Annotated in this window: 15 protein-coding genes; 5 read left to right on the top strand and 10 right to left on the bottom strand. The window is 73.6% G+C overall.

Annotated features, from left to right (window positions below; translation table 11 throughout):
• Together ABZV06_RS24900 and ABZV06_RS24895 are read right to left on the bottom strand one after the other, a co-directional pair.
• Positions 1–811, bottom strand: an 811-nt coding sequence (locus ABZV06_RS24900) for a hypothetical protein (RefSeq protein WP_355624533.1), incomplete at its 3' end; no start/stop codon positions are given.
• A gap of 158 nt (positions 812–969) precedes the next feature.
• Complete coding sequence (locus ABZV06_RS24895) at positions 970–2,133, bottom strand: FAD-dependent oxidoreductase (protein ID WP_355239126.1); 1,164 nt, start codon at positions 2,131–2,133, stop codon at positions 970–972.
• Positions 2,134–2,200: 67 nt separating this feature from the next.
• Between ABZV06_RS24895 and ABZV06_RS24890 the strand changes: the two genes are divergently transcribed.
• Both ABZV06_RS24890 and ABZV06_RS24885 read left to right on the top strand, forming a co-directional pair.
• Positions 2,201–2,830 (top strand): TetR/AcrR family transcriptional regulator, encoded by a 630-nt coding sequence (locus tag ABZV06_RS24890; RefSeq protein WP_355239123.1) that lies wholly within the window; start codon positions 2,201–2,203, stop codon positions 2,828–2,830.
• A gap of 162 nt (positions 2,831–2,992) precedes the next feature.
• A complete protein-coding gene (locus ABZV06_RS24885) occupies positions 2,993–4,114 on the top strand; it encodes an FUSC family protein (protein WP_355624531.1) in 1,122 nt (373 codons plus the stop codon).
• Between the two features lie 18 nt (positions 4,115–4,132).
• Here the strand turns inward: ABZV06_RS24885 and ABZV06_RS24880 are convergent, their stop codons facing one another.
• Together ABZV06_RS24880 and ABZV06_RS24875 are read right to left on the bottom strand one after the other, a co-directional pair.
• Positions 4,133–4,834: a phospholipase gene (locus tag ABZV06_RS24880; protein WP_355239117.1), complete on the bottom strand. Its 702-nt coding sequence runs from the start codon at positions 4,832–4,834 to the stop codon at positions 4,133–4,135.
• 76 nt (positions 4,835–4,910) lie between these two features.
• Positions 4,911–5,900: a LacI family DNA-binding transcriptional regulator gene (locus tag ABZV06_RS24875; protein ID WP_355624529.1), complete on the bottom strand. Its 990-nt coding sequence runs from the start codon at positions 5,898–5,900 to the stop codon at positions 4,911–4,913.
• A gap of 162 nt (positions 5,901–6,062) precedes the next feature.
• On the opposite strand from ABZV06_RS24875, the gene ABZV06_RS24870 reads away from it, so the two are divergent.
• Together ABZV06_RS24870 and ABZV06_RS24865 are read left to right on the top strand one after the other, a co-directional pair.
• The gene (locus ABZV06_RS24870; RefSeq protein ID WP_355624527.1) at positions 6,063–7,352 is read left to right on the top strand and encodes an MFS transporter; all 1,290 of its coding nucleotides are present in this window, start codon (positions 6,063–6,065) and stop codon (positions 7,350–7,352) included.
• Between the two features lie 73 nt (positions 7,353–7,425).
• A complete protein-coding gene (locus ABZV06_RS24865; RefSeq protein WP_355239108.1) occupies positions 7,426–8,322 on the top strand; it encodes an aldo/keto reductase in 897 nt (298 codons plus the stop codon).
• A 140-nt stretch (positions 8,323–8,462) separates the two neighbouring features.
• On the opposite strand, the gene ABZV06_RS24860 is transcribed toward ABZV06_RS24865, so the two are convergent.
• The 6 genes from ABZV06_RS24860 to ABZV06_RS24835 form a co-directional block, all read right to left on the bottom strand.
• Positions 8,463–9,125, bottom strand: coding sequence for a hypothetical protein (locus ABZV06_RS24860; RefSeq protein WP_355624525.1), 663 nt, complete (start codon positions 9,123–9,125; stop codon positions 8,463–8,465).
• Between the two features lie 190 nt (positions 9,126–9,315).
• Positions 9,316–10,407, bottom strand: a complete 1,092-nt coding sequence (locus ABZV06_RS24855; RefSeq protein ID WP_355624535.1) for an IS701 family transposase — start codon at positions 10,405–10,407, stop codon at positions 9,316–9,318.
• A 98-nt stretch (positions 10,408–10,505) separates the two neighbouring features.
• Entirely contained in the window at positions 10,506–12,665 is a 2,160-nt protein-coding gene (gene helR / locus ABZV06_RS24850) for an RNA polymerase recycling motor ATPase HelR (RefSeq protein ID WP_355624523.1), read from the bottom strand.
• A 124-nt stretch (positions 12,666–12,789) separates the two neighbouring features.
• Positions 12,790–13,323 carry a hypothetical protein gene (locus tag ABZV06_RS24845; RefSeq protein ID WP_355239100.1) on the bottom strand — a complete coding sequence of 178 codons (534 nt, stop codon included), beginning with the start codon at positions 13,321–13,323 and terminating at the stop codon, positions 12,790–12,792.
• Between the two features lie 73 nt (positions 13,324–13,396).
• Positions 13,397–14,158, bottom strand: a complete 762-nt coding sequence (locus ABZV06_RS24840) for a hypothetical protein (protein WP_355239097.1) — start codon at positions 14,156–14,158, stop codon at positions 13,397–13,399.
• Positions 14,151–14,726 (bottom strand): RNA polymerase sigma factor, encoded by a 576-nt coding sequence (locus tag ABZV06_RS24835; protein ID WP_355624521.1) that lies wholly within the window; start codon positions 14,724–14,726, stop codon positions 14,151–14,153. Before ABZV06_RS24835 ends, ABZV06_RS24840 begins: the two co-directional genes overlap by 8 nt.
• A gap of 130 nt (positions 14,727–14,856) precedes the next feature.
• Between ABZV06_RS24835 and ABZV06_RS24830 the strand changes: the two genes are divergently transcribed.
• Complete coding sequence (locus ABZV06_RS24830; protein ID WP_355624519.1) at positions 14,857–15,192, top strand: hypothetical protein; 336 nt, start codon at positions 14,857–14,859, stop codon at positions 15,190–15,192.
• The last annotated feature ends 340 nt before the right edge of the window (positions 15,193–15,532 follow it).

The raw sequence follows: 15,532 nt of genomic DNA, 5'->3' as shown, positions 1-15,532 counted from the left end.
ACAACACATTCAACGGCATCGCCGAGCAGTTCGACCTCACCCTCGCTGGGCCGGGAACGGTCGGGTCGGACGCGGCCGCACCGGGTGCCGCCGGCGCCGCCGAGCGACGCCGACGCAGCAGGAGTACGACCACAGCGGTGAGGACGAGCAGCAGGAGTACGCCCCCGACGACCAGCAGCCACGGGAAACCACCCGATTCGGTGTCGGCGGCTGCCGGCGAGGCCGAGGGGCGGGGCGGCGCCTCGGCGACGGCGCGCAGTTCCGTCGGCTTGTCCTGGTTGGAGTCGACCTTCCAGGTGACCGATCGACCGTTGACGATGCCATTGGTGTCGATCACCCGTCCGGGAAAGGTCACCGAGATCTCGAACGACATCAGCTTGAGGAATGCCTGCTGCTGTTGAGGATTCTGCTGGGTAGCTTTCCCGCCGTATTTCTTCGGGTCCAGCGGTAACGTGAAACGGTAGAAGTCGCCGTCCCGGACCAGTTTGACGCTCGCGCTGTCGAAGCCCGCCAGCGGTGCCCTGCGGTAATTGATCTGGGTGCCGAAGAGTTTGCTGTCCTCGTAGCCTGTCTCCTCGCCGGGAGGCAGCGCCGGAATGTTCTGCCGCAGCTCGGCGAACGCGGCCGGGATGTTCTTGTTCTGGGAGCTCAGCACGGACTTCTGGGCGGTCAGCAGCAACTGGCCGTCGACCGTGTCGTCGGCGTTGACGGTGAGCCCCATGTTGAGTTGCATGCAGCCGCTCAACGCGGCGAGCAGAAGGAGACACACCGCGACGCGGAATGCCCTACCGCGGTTGACTCTCCTGTTCATGCGCTCAGTGTGTGTGATCGCTTTCACCATCGGCAGTCAGCGATCGGTCACTAGGTAGTCGCCGATTGTACCGGCGCGCTGTCGTATTTGGCCGAGGCCGAGAGCGGTCCCGAAGAATAGACTGAAGCTTTGCGCCGCCGGCCGGAATGAGCGGTGACTCAGCCCTGCGGCGGCCGCCAGTCGACGCACCAGGTCATGCTCCGCAGCGTGACGCTGGCCGGGACGAGGCGCAGCGCGGCGGTGCGGGCCGCGAGGGCGAGAGGGTTGCGCAGTTGCTGGCCGTACCGCCCGGCGCGCAGGGACGCGCGGGCGACGGCCTGGGTGCGGGGGCGACGCTGCTCGTCGTACGCCGCCAGGGCGGCGGGCAACCCCTGCGCGCCCCCGGCGCAGGCCGCGCCGAGCACCACCGCGTCCTCGATGGCCTGGCCGGCGCCCTGCCCGAGGTTCGGCGTCATCGCGTGGGCCGCGTCGCCGAGCAGGGCCACCCGTCCCCGCACGTACGACGGCAGCGCCGTGGCCAGGTGGTGGATGTCGTTGCGCAGGACCACTCCGGGTGGGGTGGCGGCCAGCAGCGCGGGGATGGGGTCGTGCCACGTGCCGAAGTGCTCCCGAACCGCCGCCAGCTCGTCCGGGGCGTGGCCGCCGGGCGGGGCGTTGCGGGCCGCGTACCAGTAGAGCCAGCCGTCGCCGATCGGCACCATGCCGAACTCGGCGGCCGGGCCCCAGGTGATCGCCGTCGGGATCGGTTCCGGGAACGCGATGGCGGCCCGCCAGGCCGTCGAGCCCGCGTACACCGGGGCGGGGATCTCCGGCCAGAGCTGGGCGCGCAGCCGGCTGCGCAGGCCGTCGGCGCCGACCACCAGGTCGGCGTGGAGGGTTCGCGGGCCGTCGGGCCCGCGGTAGCGCACCGTCGCGTGGTCGGAGTCGGAGTCGACGTGCTCGACCTCGGCACCGGTGTGCAGCGACGACGCGGGCAGCGCCTCGCGCAGGATGCGGTGCAGGGTGGCCCGGTGGACGCCGAGCGCGCTGGTGCCGAGCTGTCGGACCATCTCTGCCGCGTCCATGCGGGACAGCCACCGGCCCCGCCGGTCGCGGACCCCGCCGGGGGCCTCGGCGTGCGCGTTGGACCGCAGGGCCGAGCTCAGGCCGAGGGCGTCCAGGGCGCGTAGCGCGTTGGCCATCAGGCTCAGCCCGGCGCCCACCTCGCGCAGTTCGGGGGCGCGTTCCAGCACGGTGACCCGCCAACCACGCCGGTGCAGGGCGAGCGCCGCGCTCAGCCCCCCGATGCCGCCGCCGACCACCACCGCGTGTGGCTCGTCCATGTCGTCCACCCTTCTACACCTGTAGAAGAGGGATACTACCTGCGCACCGCGCAGAGGAGGAACCCCGTTGAACGCCCGCGCCCACCGGATCGCGCTGCTGACCGACGCGGCCATCGAACTGATCGCCGACGGCGGCATGCGGGCGCTCACCCATCGGGCCGTCGACGCGCGCGCCGAGCTGCCACCCGGCACCACCTCGGCGTATCTGCGCACCCGGCAGGCGCTGATCGAGGCGGTCGTGCAACGCCTCGTCGAGCGGGACCGGCTGGACCTGGCCGCGAACGACCTGCCCACCGAGCCGCCCGCCCCGGCGCCGGGTCCCCGGCTGGACAGCGGCGACCTCGACCAGCTCGCCGCCGGGGTCGCCGAGGTGCTCGACCGGTGGCTGAGCGTGGGGCGCAGCCGCACGCTGACCCGCTACGCCTGCCTCCTGGAGGCGGTGCACCGCCCCGAGCTGCGCGGCATCCTGCAACACGGCACCGGCATTCGCGCACAGGCACGCGACCTGCTGAGCCGGGCCGGCGCCACCGACCCCGACCGTCAGGGTGACCAGTTCGTCGCGTACGTCGACGGGCTGCTCTTCGACCGTCTGGTCGGCGCGGGCGCGCTCACCGCCCCGCCCTCCGGCAGCGCGGCCAGCCGCGCCGACCTCGCCGACGCCGTCCGTACGCTGCTGCGCGCCCTGACCGGACGTTGAGCGGGCCCGGACTGTGCGCAGGACGAAAGCGGGACGGCGGCGAGCAGCCCGGTAGGCGGCTCCGCCGCGCGATGGTGGACGATCACGCGAGAAGCGTTCCGGCCGTGGACCGGTGATCGTTCCCGGCCGTGCACGGCGTCGGTCGACCGGTGGGAGGTGGCGATGGCGTGGTTCGAGGGCCTGCGGGTCGCCGGCCGCCGGTTGCGGCAGGGTTGGCGTCCGGTGCTGGAGGCGACCGTCGCGGCGACCGTGGCCTGGCTGCTCGCCACCCGCCTGCTCGGGCACCCGCAGCCGTTCTTCGCGCCGGCCGCCGCGCTGATCGTCCTCGGTCAGGCGCGTGGGCAGCGCATCCGGCGAGCGGTCGAGGTGGTGCTCGGGGTCGCCGCCGGGGTGCTCGTCGCGGACCTGGTCGTGCAGGCGCTGGGGCCCGGCAGCACGTGGACGGTCTGCGCCGTCATCCTGCTCACCGTCCTGCTCGCGGTCGCCTTCGGCGCCACCGGCGTGACCCTGGTGCAGGCCGCGGTCTCCGCGCTCTACCTGGTGGTGGTCGCGCCGGCGGACGCGTCGCTGGTGCCGTTCCGCTTCGTCGACGCGCTGATCGGCGGCACGGTGGCGCTCGCCGTCAGCCTGCTCGTCGACGCCCGGCACCCGCTCGCGCCGCTCGTCGCCGAGGTGCGGCGGACGTTCGACGAGCTGGCCGGTCTGCTGGGCGAGATCGCCGACGCGCTGGACGAACGCGACGAGGCGGCGGCGGTGGCGGCGCTCACGCGCGCCCGGGGCATGGACGCCCGGGTCGACGGACTGCGCGACGGCGTGCTCGCCGCCGGCGAGGCGCTGCGGCTCAACGTGCGCCGACGTCGGCACATCGGCCGGCTGCGGTCGGTGGACGAGTCGGTCCGGCAGATCGACTACGTCGTGCGCAACGTCCGGGTGCTGGCCCGCGCCGGTGTGACGCTCAGCCGACTGCGGACTCCCACGCCGCCCGAGCTGGGCGACGCGTTGCGCTGCCTGGTGGAGGCGGTCCGGGAGGCCGGCGGGGCGCTCGCCGCCGACCTGGACGGGCAGGAGGACGTCGCCGACCAGCACGCCCTGCGGGCGGACGACGCCGCGCTGGCCGCCGTCCGTACCGCCGGGCAGCTCTTCGGCTCGACCCAGACCCTTCCCCTCGCCATGATCATCGGTCAGGTCCGGGCAACCGCCATCGACCTGCTGCGGGGCGTGCATCCCGACGACGCCGCCGTCCTGGCGCGCGTGGACGAGGCCCTCGGCCTCCCCGCCGTCTGACCCGGCCCGGCGATCCGGTCATGCGGTGAGCCAGTCGGTGGCGGTCTCGCGGACCCGGGCGGGCAGGTCGTGGCCGCCGGCGAACTCCTCGTAGGTGACGTCGTAGCCGATACCGCGCAGGTGCGGCACGAAGCGGCGGCTGCACACGTCGATCGGCAGAACTCGGTCGTCCACCCCGTGCGAGACGAAGATCCGTGGTCGCCCGCGGACGACCGGCGGCGCGGCGAAGCCGGGGGAGAAGGCCAGCACCGCGTCGACCAGGTCGCCGTTGGCCAGGCCCAGCGAGAGCGCGTACGAGGCCCCGTCGGAGAAACCGCCAAGCGTCACACCGGCGACCGGGTAGCCGTCGAACGCGCTGGCCAGCAACGCGTCGATGTGCCCGACGTCCACCCCGAAGTCACCGGCGATCAGGTCCCAACTGGTCGCCGACGACTGGGGGGCGATCAGCAGCAGGCGGTACGCGTCCGCGACCGGCAGCAGCAGGTCCAGTCCGTGCCGGGCGGAACCTCCCGCCCCGTGCAGCAGCACCACCAGCCGGTAGGGGGCGCGGTCGGCCGCCGGCTCCGGCACGTACGCCATCGCCGGCCTACCGCCGTCGCCGCCGGGCAGCGGCACGACACCGGTGGGCCCGGTCACCACCGGCGGGTGCGGGCGAGTGGTCAACCGGCCGTCCCGGGAGCCCTGCGCGGGCGCTCGGGTCGGCGGCGCGGGGTCGGACACGGGCCACCAGCTCCTCGCGGTCGACGAGAGGTGCGAGGCGGTTACCCGGCCGGCCGCCCGTTAACCGGCGGGGCGCTCAGGCACTGTCGCGGGCCACCAGCGTGGACGGGAAGAGCGTCACCGGCGCTCCCGGACGACCGGCCAGCACGGCGGCGGCCGCCGCGGCGGCGATCCGGCCCACGGGGTGGCTCGCGGTGGTCAGCGCCGGCGCGGTCATGCCGGCCAGCGGGATGTCGTCGAAACCGGCCACCGCGACATCCCCGGGTACGCGCACACCGTCCTCGCGCAGCGCCACGATCACGCCGAGGGCCGTCTCGTCGCTGATCGCGTAGATCGCGTCGACGTCCGGCCAGCGGCGCAGCGCCTCGCCGGCCGCCTCCCGGCCCCGCGCCGCCGTGAAGTCTCCCTGCACGACCCGCTCGGGCAGGCCGGCCTGGCGCATCAGGTCGCGGTACGCCCGGACCGGCCGCTGCGCGCACGGCAGCCAGCGCGGACCGGTCACCATGGCGATGCGGCGACGGCCCGTGGCGTACAGGTGGCGCAGCACCGCGTCGGTGCCGGCGGTGTTGTCGACGTCGAACGACGGCACCGTGGCCGAGCCGATGCCGATCGAGGCGATCCGGCCATACAGTGCCCGGGGTACCGCCTCCAGCAACTCCTCGGTGGTGTTGACCAGCACGACGCCGCACACGCTCCGGTCGGCGGCGAGCTGGTCGAGCCCGTGCGGCTCGCCCAGCGGCAGCCAGTGCAGCGCCACTCCGACGCCGGCCGGCGCGCACACCCGGGCGGCCGAGCCGACCACCTTGTGGACGTACGGGTCGTCCAGCACCGCGGCGCTGGTCCCCAGGGCGGCCACCACCAGCCGCACGCCGCCGCCGCGTACCAGTGCCCGGGCGGCCGGGTTGGGCACGTAGCCGAGCTGGTCGGCGGCCGTCGCCACCCGCGCCCGGGCGGCCGGCGAGGCGAACCCCGTGCCGGCGATCACCCGCGACGCGGTGGACCGGGACACGCCGGCGGCCCGGGCGACGTCCTCCAGCGTGGCCGGCCGGTGCGCCGCTGCCGTCATCGTGCCCTCCCCCCGGGTGCCCGCCCGGTGCGGGCGTACGCCTGCCAGGAATCATCCCCCGACCTGCGGGCTCCCGGTAAGGGGTGGTGGCCCGCTTGTGGTGGTAGCGCTCTCAGGTGTGCGATCGTGCGAGGAGATCACCCCTAGGAAGAGGACCACCCCGTGAGTGCCCCCACCAGTCCCGCCGTCGCCCCGGACGCCACCGTCCCGGCGCGGGCCGTCCGGCTCGCCCGCAACGGCGTCGCCCTGACCTTCACCCTGAACGGCCTGGCCGTCGGCAGCTGGTTCTCCCGGGTGCCGGCCGTCCGGGAGGCGCTGGACCTGTCCGCCGGCCGCCTCGGGCTGCTGTTGCTGGCGCTGAGCGTCGGCGCGTTGCTCGCCATGCCGACGTCCGGCCTGCTCGCCCAGCGCCTCGGCTCGGCCCGCACCGTGACCCTCGCCACCGTGCTCGTCGCGATCGGCCTGATCGTGGCCGGGCTGGGCGCTACGGTCGCCGGGTCGGCCGTCGTCGTCGCGTTGGGGATGGTCGCCTTCGGTTACGGCTCCGGCGCCTGCGACGTGGCGATGAACGTCGAGGGCGCGGCGGTGGAGCGCCGGTTGGGGCGTACCGTCATGCCTCGCTTCCACGCTGCCTGGAGTCTCGGCTCGGTGGCCGGCGCGGGCTTCGGCGCGGGCGCGGCCCGGCTGGACGTGCCGGTCGGCGCGCACGTCGCAGTAATCGCGGTGGTGGTGCTGGTCGGCACCGCGTTCGCGTCCCGGGCGTTCCTGCCGCAACCTGTCGTCGACGCCACCGACACCTCGACCGACACCAGCCCGGCCGGCCGCCGTCGGGCCCAGCTCGCCGCGTGGCGCGAGCCGCGCACCCTGCTGATCGGGCTGTTCGTGCTGGTGGCGGCGTTCACCGAGGGCAGCGCCAACGACTGGCTGGCGGTCGCGTTCGTGGACGGCCGCGACCTCAGCGAGGCGGCCGGCGCGGCGGTGTTCGGCGTGTTCGTCGTCGGCATGACCCTCGGGCGTACCGCCGGCACTGTCGCCTTGGACCGCTGGGGCCGGGTGCCGGTGCTCTGCGGCACCGTCCTGCTCGCCGCCGCCGGCGCGGCGCTGGCCGTGCTGGCCGGCTCGGGTCCGGTGGCCATCGTCGGCGTGGCGCTGTGGGGGATCGGCGCGTCGCTGGGCTTCCCGGTCGGCATGAGCGCGGCGGCCGACGAGGAGGCGCACGCGGCGGTACGGGTCAGCGTGGTCGCGGTGATCGGCTACACGGCCTTCCTGGGTGGCCCGCCGCTGCTGGGGCTGCTCGGCGACCATGTCGGCATCCTGCGGGCGCTGCTGGTGGTGCCGCTGCTGCTCCTGCCGACCCTGGCGCTGGTGCCGACGCTGCGCCCGCCGGTCGCTGCCCGGGACATGTCGAAGGAGGCCGCCGCCGGGCAGACGTCGGCAACACCACCAAACTAACCCGGATTGGGGCGTACCGGTATCGGGCGTGCGGCCGAGTGCGCCGCGCGCCCGCCGTGGCTACGGTCGCCCGATGCCAACTGACGAGATCACCGCCGCCGCGGCGGGCACCTGGACCCTGGGCGACCGCACGGTGCGCCGGATGGGCTTCGGCTCGATGCGGATCACCGCGAACCCGGACCGCGAGCGTGCGATAGCGCTGCTGCGCCGCGCGGTGGAGCTGGGTGTCAACCACATCGACACGGCCGCGTTCTACGTCTCGCCCGGCGGAACCCTGCGGGTGGGCACCGGTCCCGCCCGGTACGCCACCGAGCTGATCCGGGCGGCCCTCGCCCCGTACCCCGAGGATCTGGTGATCGCCACCAAGGTCGGCTTCGGCTACGACCCGGAGGCCGGGTTCACCGAGGCGGTCACCCCCGCGCAGCTGCGCGCGCAGGTCGAGGAGAACCTGCGTCGTCTCGGCCGCGACCAGCTCGACGTGGTGAACCTGCGGCTCGGCCGGGGGCCGGGCACGTGGCCGCTGGCCGAGCGGTTCGGCGTCCTGGCCGAACTGCGCGACGCCGGGCTGATCCGGCACCTCGGACTGTCCAACGCCCGGCCCGAGCAGCTGGACGAGGCGGCCGCCATCGCACCGGTGGTCTGCGTGCAGAACAACTACGGGGTGGACGCGTACCGGGAGCAGGACGCCTTCGTCCGGGCCTGCGGTGCGCGGGGGATCGCCTACGTGCCGTTCTTCGCGCTGGCCGGAACGTCCCGGGAGGCGGGCGCGACCGCCGCGCCGGGCGCGGCCGTCGAGGCGGTAGCCCGCGACCACGGCGTCACCCCGTCGCAGGTACGCCTGGCCTGGACCCTGCACCAGGGCGAGCACGTCCTCGCCATCCCCGGCACCGGCGACCCCGCACACCTGGTCGAGAACATCGCCGCCGCGTCCCTACGCCTAACCCCCGAGGACCTGACCCGCCTGACCTGAACCCCGCCCCGGCCCCCGCCCCGCCCCGCCCCGGCCGGGCCCGCTGCCGCTGCCGGTGCCGGTGCCGGTGCCGGTGCCGGTGCCGGTGATCATGAAGTTATTGCCAAGGATGCCGGCGTGTCGCGCTCATAACTTCATGATCATCGGAGCCAGACGCGCAGGGGACCTGCGGGGATGAAGCCGGCTCGGCGGGCTGGGGGCAGGTCGGGTGCGGACTCGTAGCCGACCAGGGGTACGTCGGGTCGGGTGACGACGACCGCACGCCAGATCTCGTCCGGGTCGTCCGTGCTGCTGAACAGGTTGGAGACGCCCACCGGGTCGTCGCCACTGAGCACCGCCCCGCCGACGACAGCGCCCCGATCGTCGAAGCGGGCCAGCACCCGGATTCGCGGGTCGGCCAGCAGCGCCGGGCGGAACAGCTCCCCACCGCCGTGCGCGCTCGCCCAGGCCGCCAGCCCTCGCGCAGTAGTGACCGGGGTGAGCGGCGCGCCGGCCGGCGGCTCGGTGGGCGGGCGATGGATCCACTGCGCCTCGAAGAGCACCCGGAACCCGTACGCCGAGAGGTCCACGTCGGCGAAGCTGTCCTTCACCGACGCGCCGGCCCCGGCGTCGATCCGCGCCAGCAGCGCGTCGGGGTCGACGCCGGGGCGCAGGGTGACCGCGTCCGGATACCAGGGTGGGGAGCGGCGGGGCACCGACCACGCCTCGGCGTCGATCCGCCCGACCAGCCCGTGACTGGCGCACACGGCATCGCACCATTGCGCGTTGTTGTGCGCCGCCGCCTCCCGCACGTCGTCCGACACGCCCGGCAGCCTAGTACTGCAACGGCAGTTGGTCAGGGGTATCCGTGTCGTCGGTAGTGGCAGGTTCGGGCTTGGTGTTGGCGTCGTCTGCGCCATCGGGACCAGGCCCAGACGCGCTCTGGTGGGTGGGTTGATCGCACTACGAGTGCGGTGAGCAGTCTTCGGATCTCCGGTACGGTGTAGCCGATCATCATGTCGTCGTCGGTGCTGGTTCCCCTTTTGCGGTAAGGGATCGGGCGACGGACAGCCAGGCGTAGGCGGCCATGGACAGGGTGATGTGGGCGTACCAGGCTCGCCAGTCGCGGACCTGGTACTCGTCGAGGCCGGCTTCGTTCTTGGCCTGCTGGAAGCACTCCTCGATCGCCCACCGAGTCCCGGCGATCCGGACGAGGTCGACCAGGCGGGTGCGGCGAGGTCCGTAGCAGACGTAGTACGCGATCTCCCCGGTCGTCATGCTGCGCCGGGCGAGCAGCCAGTGCCCCCGACCGGGCTGCCAGCAGATGCGCACCGGCACCCTTGCCCACCAGTACTCGCGGGGCCCGTGAGCGCCCGCGTCGGCGGACAGCCGGCACCACGCCTGGGCGGGAAGGGCTGCGATCAGGTCGTCCGCGCGGGCCCGGCCCATCGTGGTGGTGATCATGTCGTCGTTGCGGCGGGTCGCGACCACATAACCCACATCCCGGTGTTCCAACCACACCCGCAGCGACTTCGACTGCCCGTAGGCCTCGTCCATCGTCACCCACCCGACCGGGACCCCGGCATCGAGCGCCCGGGTCAGCATGTCCCGGGCCATCTGGACCTTCGTGGCGAACTGCACCTCGTCCGGGATCCCCGCCGCCCGACACCGGTGCCGGTCATCGGTCCACGACGCCGGCAGGTAGAGCTGCCGATCGATCAGCGCGTGGCCCTTCGCCGAGCGGTAGGCCAGGAACGCCCCGACCTGGCAGTTCTCCGTCCGCCCGGCAGTGCCCGAATACTGCCGCTGCACCCCGGCCGACCGGGTGCCCTTCTTCAGGAACCCGGTGTCATCGACGATCAACACACCGGCCGGGTCTCCGAGGTGCTCGATCACGTAGTCCCGCACGTCGTCGCGGACCGCGTCGACGTCCCAGTCCGCCCACCGCAACAACCGCTGCATCCCGTCCGGCGACACATCCCCGGCCTGCTCAGCCAACGTCCAGCCGTTCTTACGCCCCAGACCCGACACCAGCCCGCACAGGTACTGACGCGCCCTCAACCGCGGCTCCGCCCGACGAAACCGAGGCCCGATACGGGCATGCAACCGGTCCAACTCGCCATGCCACCGATCGACATCAACATCCGTCACAGCCAGACCAACGAACGCGAACCGAACTCGATTCGCCTACTGCCGTTGCAGTACTAATCGGTGAGGACGACGAGCCGCTGGGTCGCGCGCGTCATCGCCACATACCTGTCGACCGCCCCCTGGATGCCCTCGCCGAACGCCTCCGGGTCGACGAGGACGACCAGGTCGAACTCCAACCCCTTGGACAGTTCCGGGCTCAGCGACCGGACGCGATCCGTCGTCGGCCGGAACGTGGGCTCGCCGATGACGCAGGCGATCCCCTCGGCGTGCTCCGCGAGCCAGCCGTCGACGATCGCGTCCAGGTCGCGCACCGACCCGTGGGTGACCGGGATGCCGTTGCCGCGGATCGAGGTCGGCACGTTCGCGTCCGGAAGCACGGCCCGGATGACCGGCTCGGCCTGCGCCATGACCTCCCGGGGCGTCCGGTAGTTGATGGTCAGCGAGGTCAGCGTCACCCGGTCGAGTCCGACGCGGGCGAGTCGCTCCCGCCACGACCCGGTGAACCCGTTCCGGGCCTGGGCGCGGTCCCCGACGATGGTGAAGCTGCGCGACGGGCAGCGCAGCAGGAGCATCTGCCACTGCGCGTCGGTCAGCTCCTGCGCCTCGTCCACGACGATGTGCGCGAACGGGCCGGCCAGCAGATCCGCGTCGGCGCTGGGCAGGACGGCCTCGTCGACCAGCGCGTCCTGCAGGTCCAGTTGGCGCAGGCTGGACAGCACGCCCTCGCCGTCGTCGTAGGTGTGCGCCTCGATCAGCTCGTCGACGACCGCCGCCATGCGGACCCGCTCGGTGGCGATCGTCGCCTCACGTCGGCGGTTGCGCCGCGACGCCTCCGGGTCGCCGAGCCGCTGCCGCGCCGCGTCCAGCAGCGGCAGGTCGGCCACCGTCCACGCGCGGGCGTCGGCGCGCTGGAGCCGGCGGACGTCGTCGGGGGCGAGCCACGGGGCGCACCTGCGCAGGTACGCGGGCACGGACCACAGGTCCGCGACGATGTCGGTCGCGTCGAGCAGCGGCCAGGCACGGTTGATCGTCGTACGGAGTGTCGCGTCGCGCCGCAGCGTGGCGCGCACGGCGTCCTCCGGCTCGTCGCCGTCGTACCTGCCGAGCAGGATGTTCAGCAGCTCGTCCCAGATCTCGTCGCGGGCCTCGTTGTGCGGGCTGCCCGGTCCGGGCGCCTCGAACGCCTGGGCCCAGTCGTCCGCGCTCAACCGGACGTCGGTGTCGCCGGCCGCGACCGTCAGCGCCGTCGTCGGCGGCTCCTCGTAGAACCGCACGGCCGCGTCGATCGCCCGTACCAGGTCCGCCGAGGCCTTGAGCCGCTCCACCTCGGGGTCGGTCTCGACCGCCGCCGAGGCGCCCTGGGGCACGAGGTCCCGCAGGGTGCAGGTCTGCACGTCGTCCTCGCCGAGGCTCGGCAGGACGTCGGCGACGTACGCCAGATAGGGCTGGTGCGGTCCGACGAACAGCACCCCGCCGCGGCGCTGCCGCAGGCGCGGGTCGGAGTAGAGCAGGTACGCGGTGCGGTGCAGGGCGACGACCGTCTTGCCCGTACCCGGGCCACCGTCGACGACGAGCGCGCCGTCCGACCCGGCCCGGATGATGGCGTCCTGGTCGGCCTGGATGGTGCCGAGCACGTCGCGCATCCGGGCCGACCGGTTGCCGCCGAGGCTGGCGATGAACGCCGACTGGTCGTCGAGCGCGGCGTGTCCCGCGAACCCGTCCGGGGTGAACACCTCGTCCCAGTAGTCGCTGATGCGGCCGAGCGTCCAGCGGTACCGACGTCGGCTCGCCAGGCCCATCGGGTTGGCGTGCGTCGCGCCGAAGAACGGCTCGGCCGCGGGGGAGCGCCAGTCGAGCAGCAGCCTTCGACCGTCGGCGTCGGTGAGACCGAAGCGTCCGATGTAGACCGGCGCGGGATCGTCCGCCTGGACGATGCGGCCGAGGCACAGGTCCAGACCGAACCGGCGCAGGGCGCGCAGGCGGCCGCTCAGGCGGCGGACCTCCTCGTCCCGGACCACCGCCTGGCGACCCTTGCCGGCGGGCGCCCGACGCTCGGCGTCGAGGCGGTCGGACAGGTCGGCGATCGACCGTGCGAGGCTCGCCGCGATCGCGGCGAAGTGTTGCTCGTCGCGGGCGATGAGAGCCGGGTCGGCCTTGGCGGCACGGTTCTCGGGCAGGTCGAACACACTGATCGCCGCCGACGACTCGTTCATCCGCATGGCTCCCGTTTCCGCAGGTCATGGCCTTGGACGGGCCATTCTGCGGGACACCGGGGGCCTTGCCGCAAGTCCCCCCATGCGGTATATGTTGGATATGGCGGGAGGGTCTTCCCCGTCCTCAGGGCTTCCGTTCGGCGTAGACGAGATCCATCGTGTCGGTGCGCCCGGCCCAGCGCAGGTCGAGATGCCAGCACCCCGCACGGGGCAGGTCGATGATCGACGGGCCCGGCCCCCCGGCGACCTCGCGGGTCACTACCGTGTCGGTGCCGTCCAGCCTGGCGGTGATCTCCAGCGTGGCCGACGCGGTCGTGGCCGGCGACGTCGTGGTGGGCCGCGCCACCCACAGGATCTTGTTGCTCGACCCGTCCGGTCGGACCTGGGCCAGCGGATCGCCGAACAGCACCGCCGCGATCTCGCCCCGCGCGCCGATGGTGTGCGGGGCGCGGGCGTCACCGGTGAACCCCGCGTCCGCCCAGTCGGGCAGCGTCCCCGTCTCGACCCGCGCCGTGCAGCCGGTCGCCGACGTTGTGGCCGGGCCGTCGGCGGGCGTCGCCGTGACCGAGCCGTCGGTCGACGTCTCCGGCCGGCCGGCGGCCGTGCAGGCCGTCAGCAAAAGGACCGTACCCAGTAGGAACCTGCCCCAGGTGACCATTGCGCTCCCTCTCGAAGAGACGTGTGCCCCGTACCAGGGGGACACCGCTTGGGCCGCGCAGGTTCCGGGAAAGTTAGAGCAGCGACTCGGCGATCGCCACCGCCGCGGCTCGCGTGCGCGCGCCCTCCAGGCGGTAGGTCACCCCGCCCTGCTCCCAGATCAGGGTCGGCGCCGCGAGCCGGGCGGTCTCCTGACGGATCTGGCCCGACCGGTCGACGTAGGACAGCACGTGGGGACCGTCGACCCAGATGGCGAAGTCGCCGTCGACCTGCGTCCACTCCGTTCCCGCACGGCTGGTCCGTTTGTGGAACGCGAGGTCGAGGCGACCGTCGAACGCGTCGAGGCGCAGCGAGCCACCGTCGTAGAGCAACGTCGCCACCCGGTACGCGCCAGTGCCGTCGGGATCGGCGATCGACACCCGCTCCGGCGGACCGAGCGCGGGCGGCACACGGATCGGGAAGCGCACCGCCCGTCGCGCCTCGTCGAGGCCCACCGTCCGCAGCGACGGCAGGGGTGACGGCTCGCCGCCGGGCGACGACGGCGTCGGCGACGTGGCGATCTCGACGCCCGCGAAGCGCAGCACCTCCCCGACGGCGTCGGCGACGGCGGCGCGCGTCGGCGGCAGCGCCGCGACCAGCAGGGCCACGAGCGTCGCCGCGGCGAGGGACCGCCATCGACGCCGTCCGCGTACGTCACGGACGAGACGGTCGTGTACGCGTGCGGTCACGTCCGGCGCGTCCGGCGTCGCCAGCCAGGCGCCGAGGTCGTGCAGCTCCGCTTCGAGGCCGCGCAGCTCCGCGTCGAGGTCGCCGGCGTTTCGGCCGAGGTCATCCATGGTGCGCCTCCTCGTCGACGAGCAGGGCGCGCAGTTTCGCCAGCGCCCGCGAGGTCCGCGACTTCACCGTTCCCCGGGGCCAGCCCAGCATGACGCCCGTCTCCTGCTCGCCGAGGTCGAGGAGGAACCGACAGACGATCACCTCGCGGTCCCGTTCCGGCAGTTGGCGCAGGGCCGCCACCAGCTGGGCGCGGCGCTCACCGGCGAGGACCGCGCCGACCGCGTCGTCCCCGGCGATCGCGGGCGAGTGGGCCGCCGCCGCCCGCAGGACCAGGCCGTCCCGGCGCGAGCGGGACCGGTGCAGGTTGCGGGTCTCGTTGGCGACGATCGCGAGCAGCCAGGAGCGGAAGGACGCCTCCCCCCGGTACCGGGACAGCTTGCGGTACCCCTTCACGAACGCCTCCTGGACGACGTCCTCGGAGTCCGGTCCCGCGCCGAGCAGCACCGCCGTCCGGTACGCGGACGCGGTGTGCCGGGCGACCAGGAGGTCGTACGCCTCCAGGTCACCGGCTCGGGCGCGGGTGACGAGCACGTCGTCGTCCAGGGGAACCTCCGGTTTGGCTCGCACTGCTGACACCGCTCGCGCGTGTCGGGTTCCGCCCGGGACCCGGTGAGTCAGATTTTTCCCACCCGCCGTGCAGCGTATTGCCAGGAATCGGTGCTGAACTGGAGGTGGCGTCAAAGGAGAGGGGCTGGGCATGGGCTGGTTCAACCGGCGGTCACGAGGCGCCGAGGCGACCCCGACGAAGCTGGACCGCGAGGCCACCCGGGACGACCTCGCCGCGTTGGAGGCGTTCGTCGCCAGCCGGCGCGGGGTGGAGTTCTACCTGGAGCCGGAGACCACCGCCACCGACACCACAGTGGTCGCGATCGCCCACGACGGTGAGTGGATCCGCCGCCGCACCGGCACACCCCGGGCGGCCGGCGACATCGCCCGCAAGCACGCGGTGCCGCTGTACGAGGCGGCCCGCACCGGCTATCCGGAGCGGATGCGGGTGTGGAATCGGGCACACCCGGAGCGCCACGCCCGCTGAGACACATCCGGCCGCACGCCCACCCCCGTCCTGCCGCCGACGCGGGCCAGGGGGCTCCGCGCATCCTTTGCTCTGCTTCACCGGAGGCGCCAGTGCGACCCCGTCCGCGTTGCCGGTAGGGAAGCAGAGCAAAGGATGTCGGGCATGGGCCGCGGGTAGCGAGGTGCGAGGCATCCGGGTGCGGGCGGCGAGGTGGCGAACAGCAGGGCGGGCATCGAGGCGGGGGCATCGGCGGCGGTGTCCACCGCCGCAGCTCGGCGACGCGCGCCTGCTGGGCGGGCCGGAGCGGCGTTGACCCGCAGCGTGGGGGTGTGGCAGCATTCGCGGCCTGACGGCAGTG

Source organism: Micromonospora sp. NPDC005172 (genome assembly GCF_040608555.1).
Lineage (GTDB): Bacteria > Actinomycetota > Actinomycetes > Mycobacteriales > Micromonosporaceae > Micromonospora.
The sequence above is the reverse complement of the archived record's forward strand: the minus strand, read 5'-3'. Positions and strand labels throughout refer to the sequence as shown.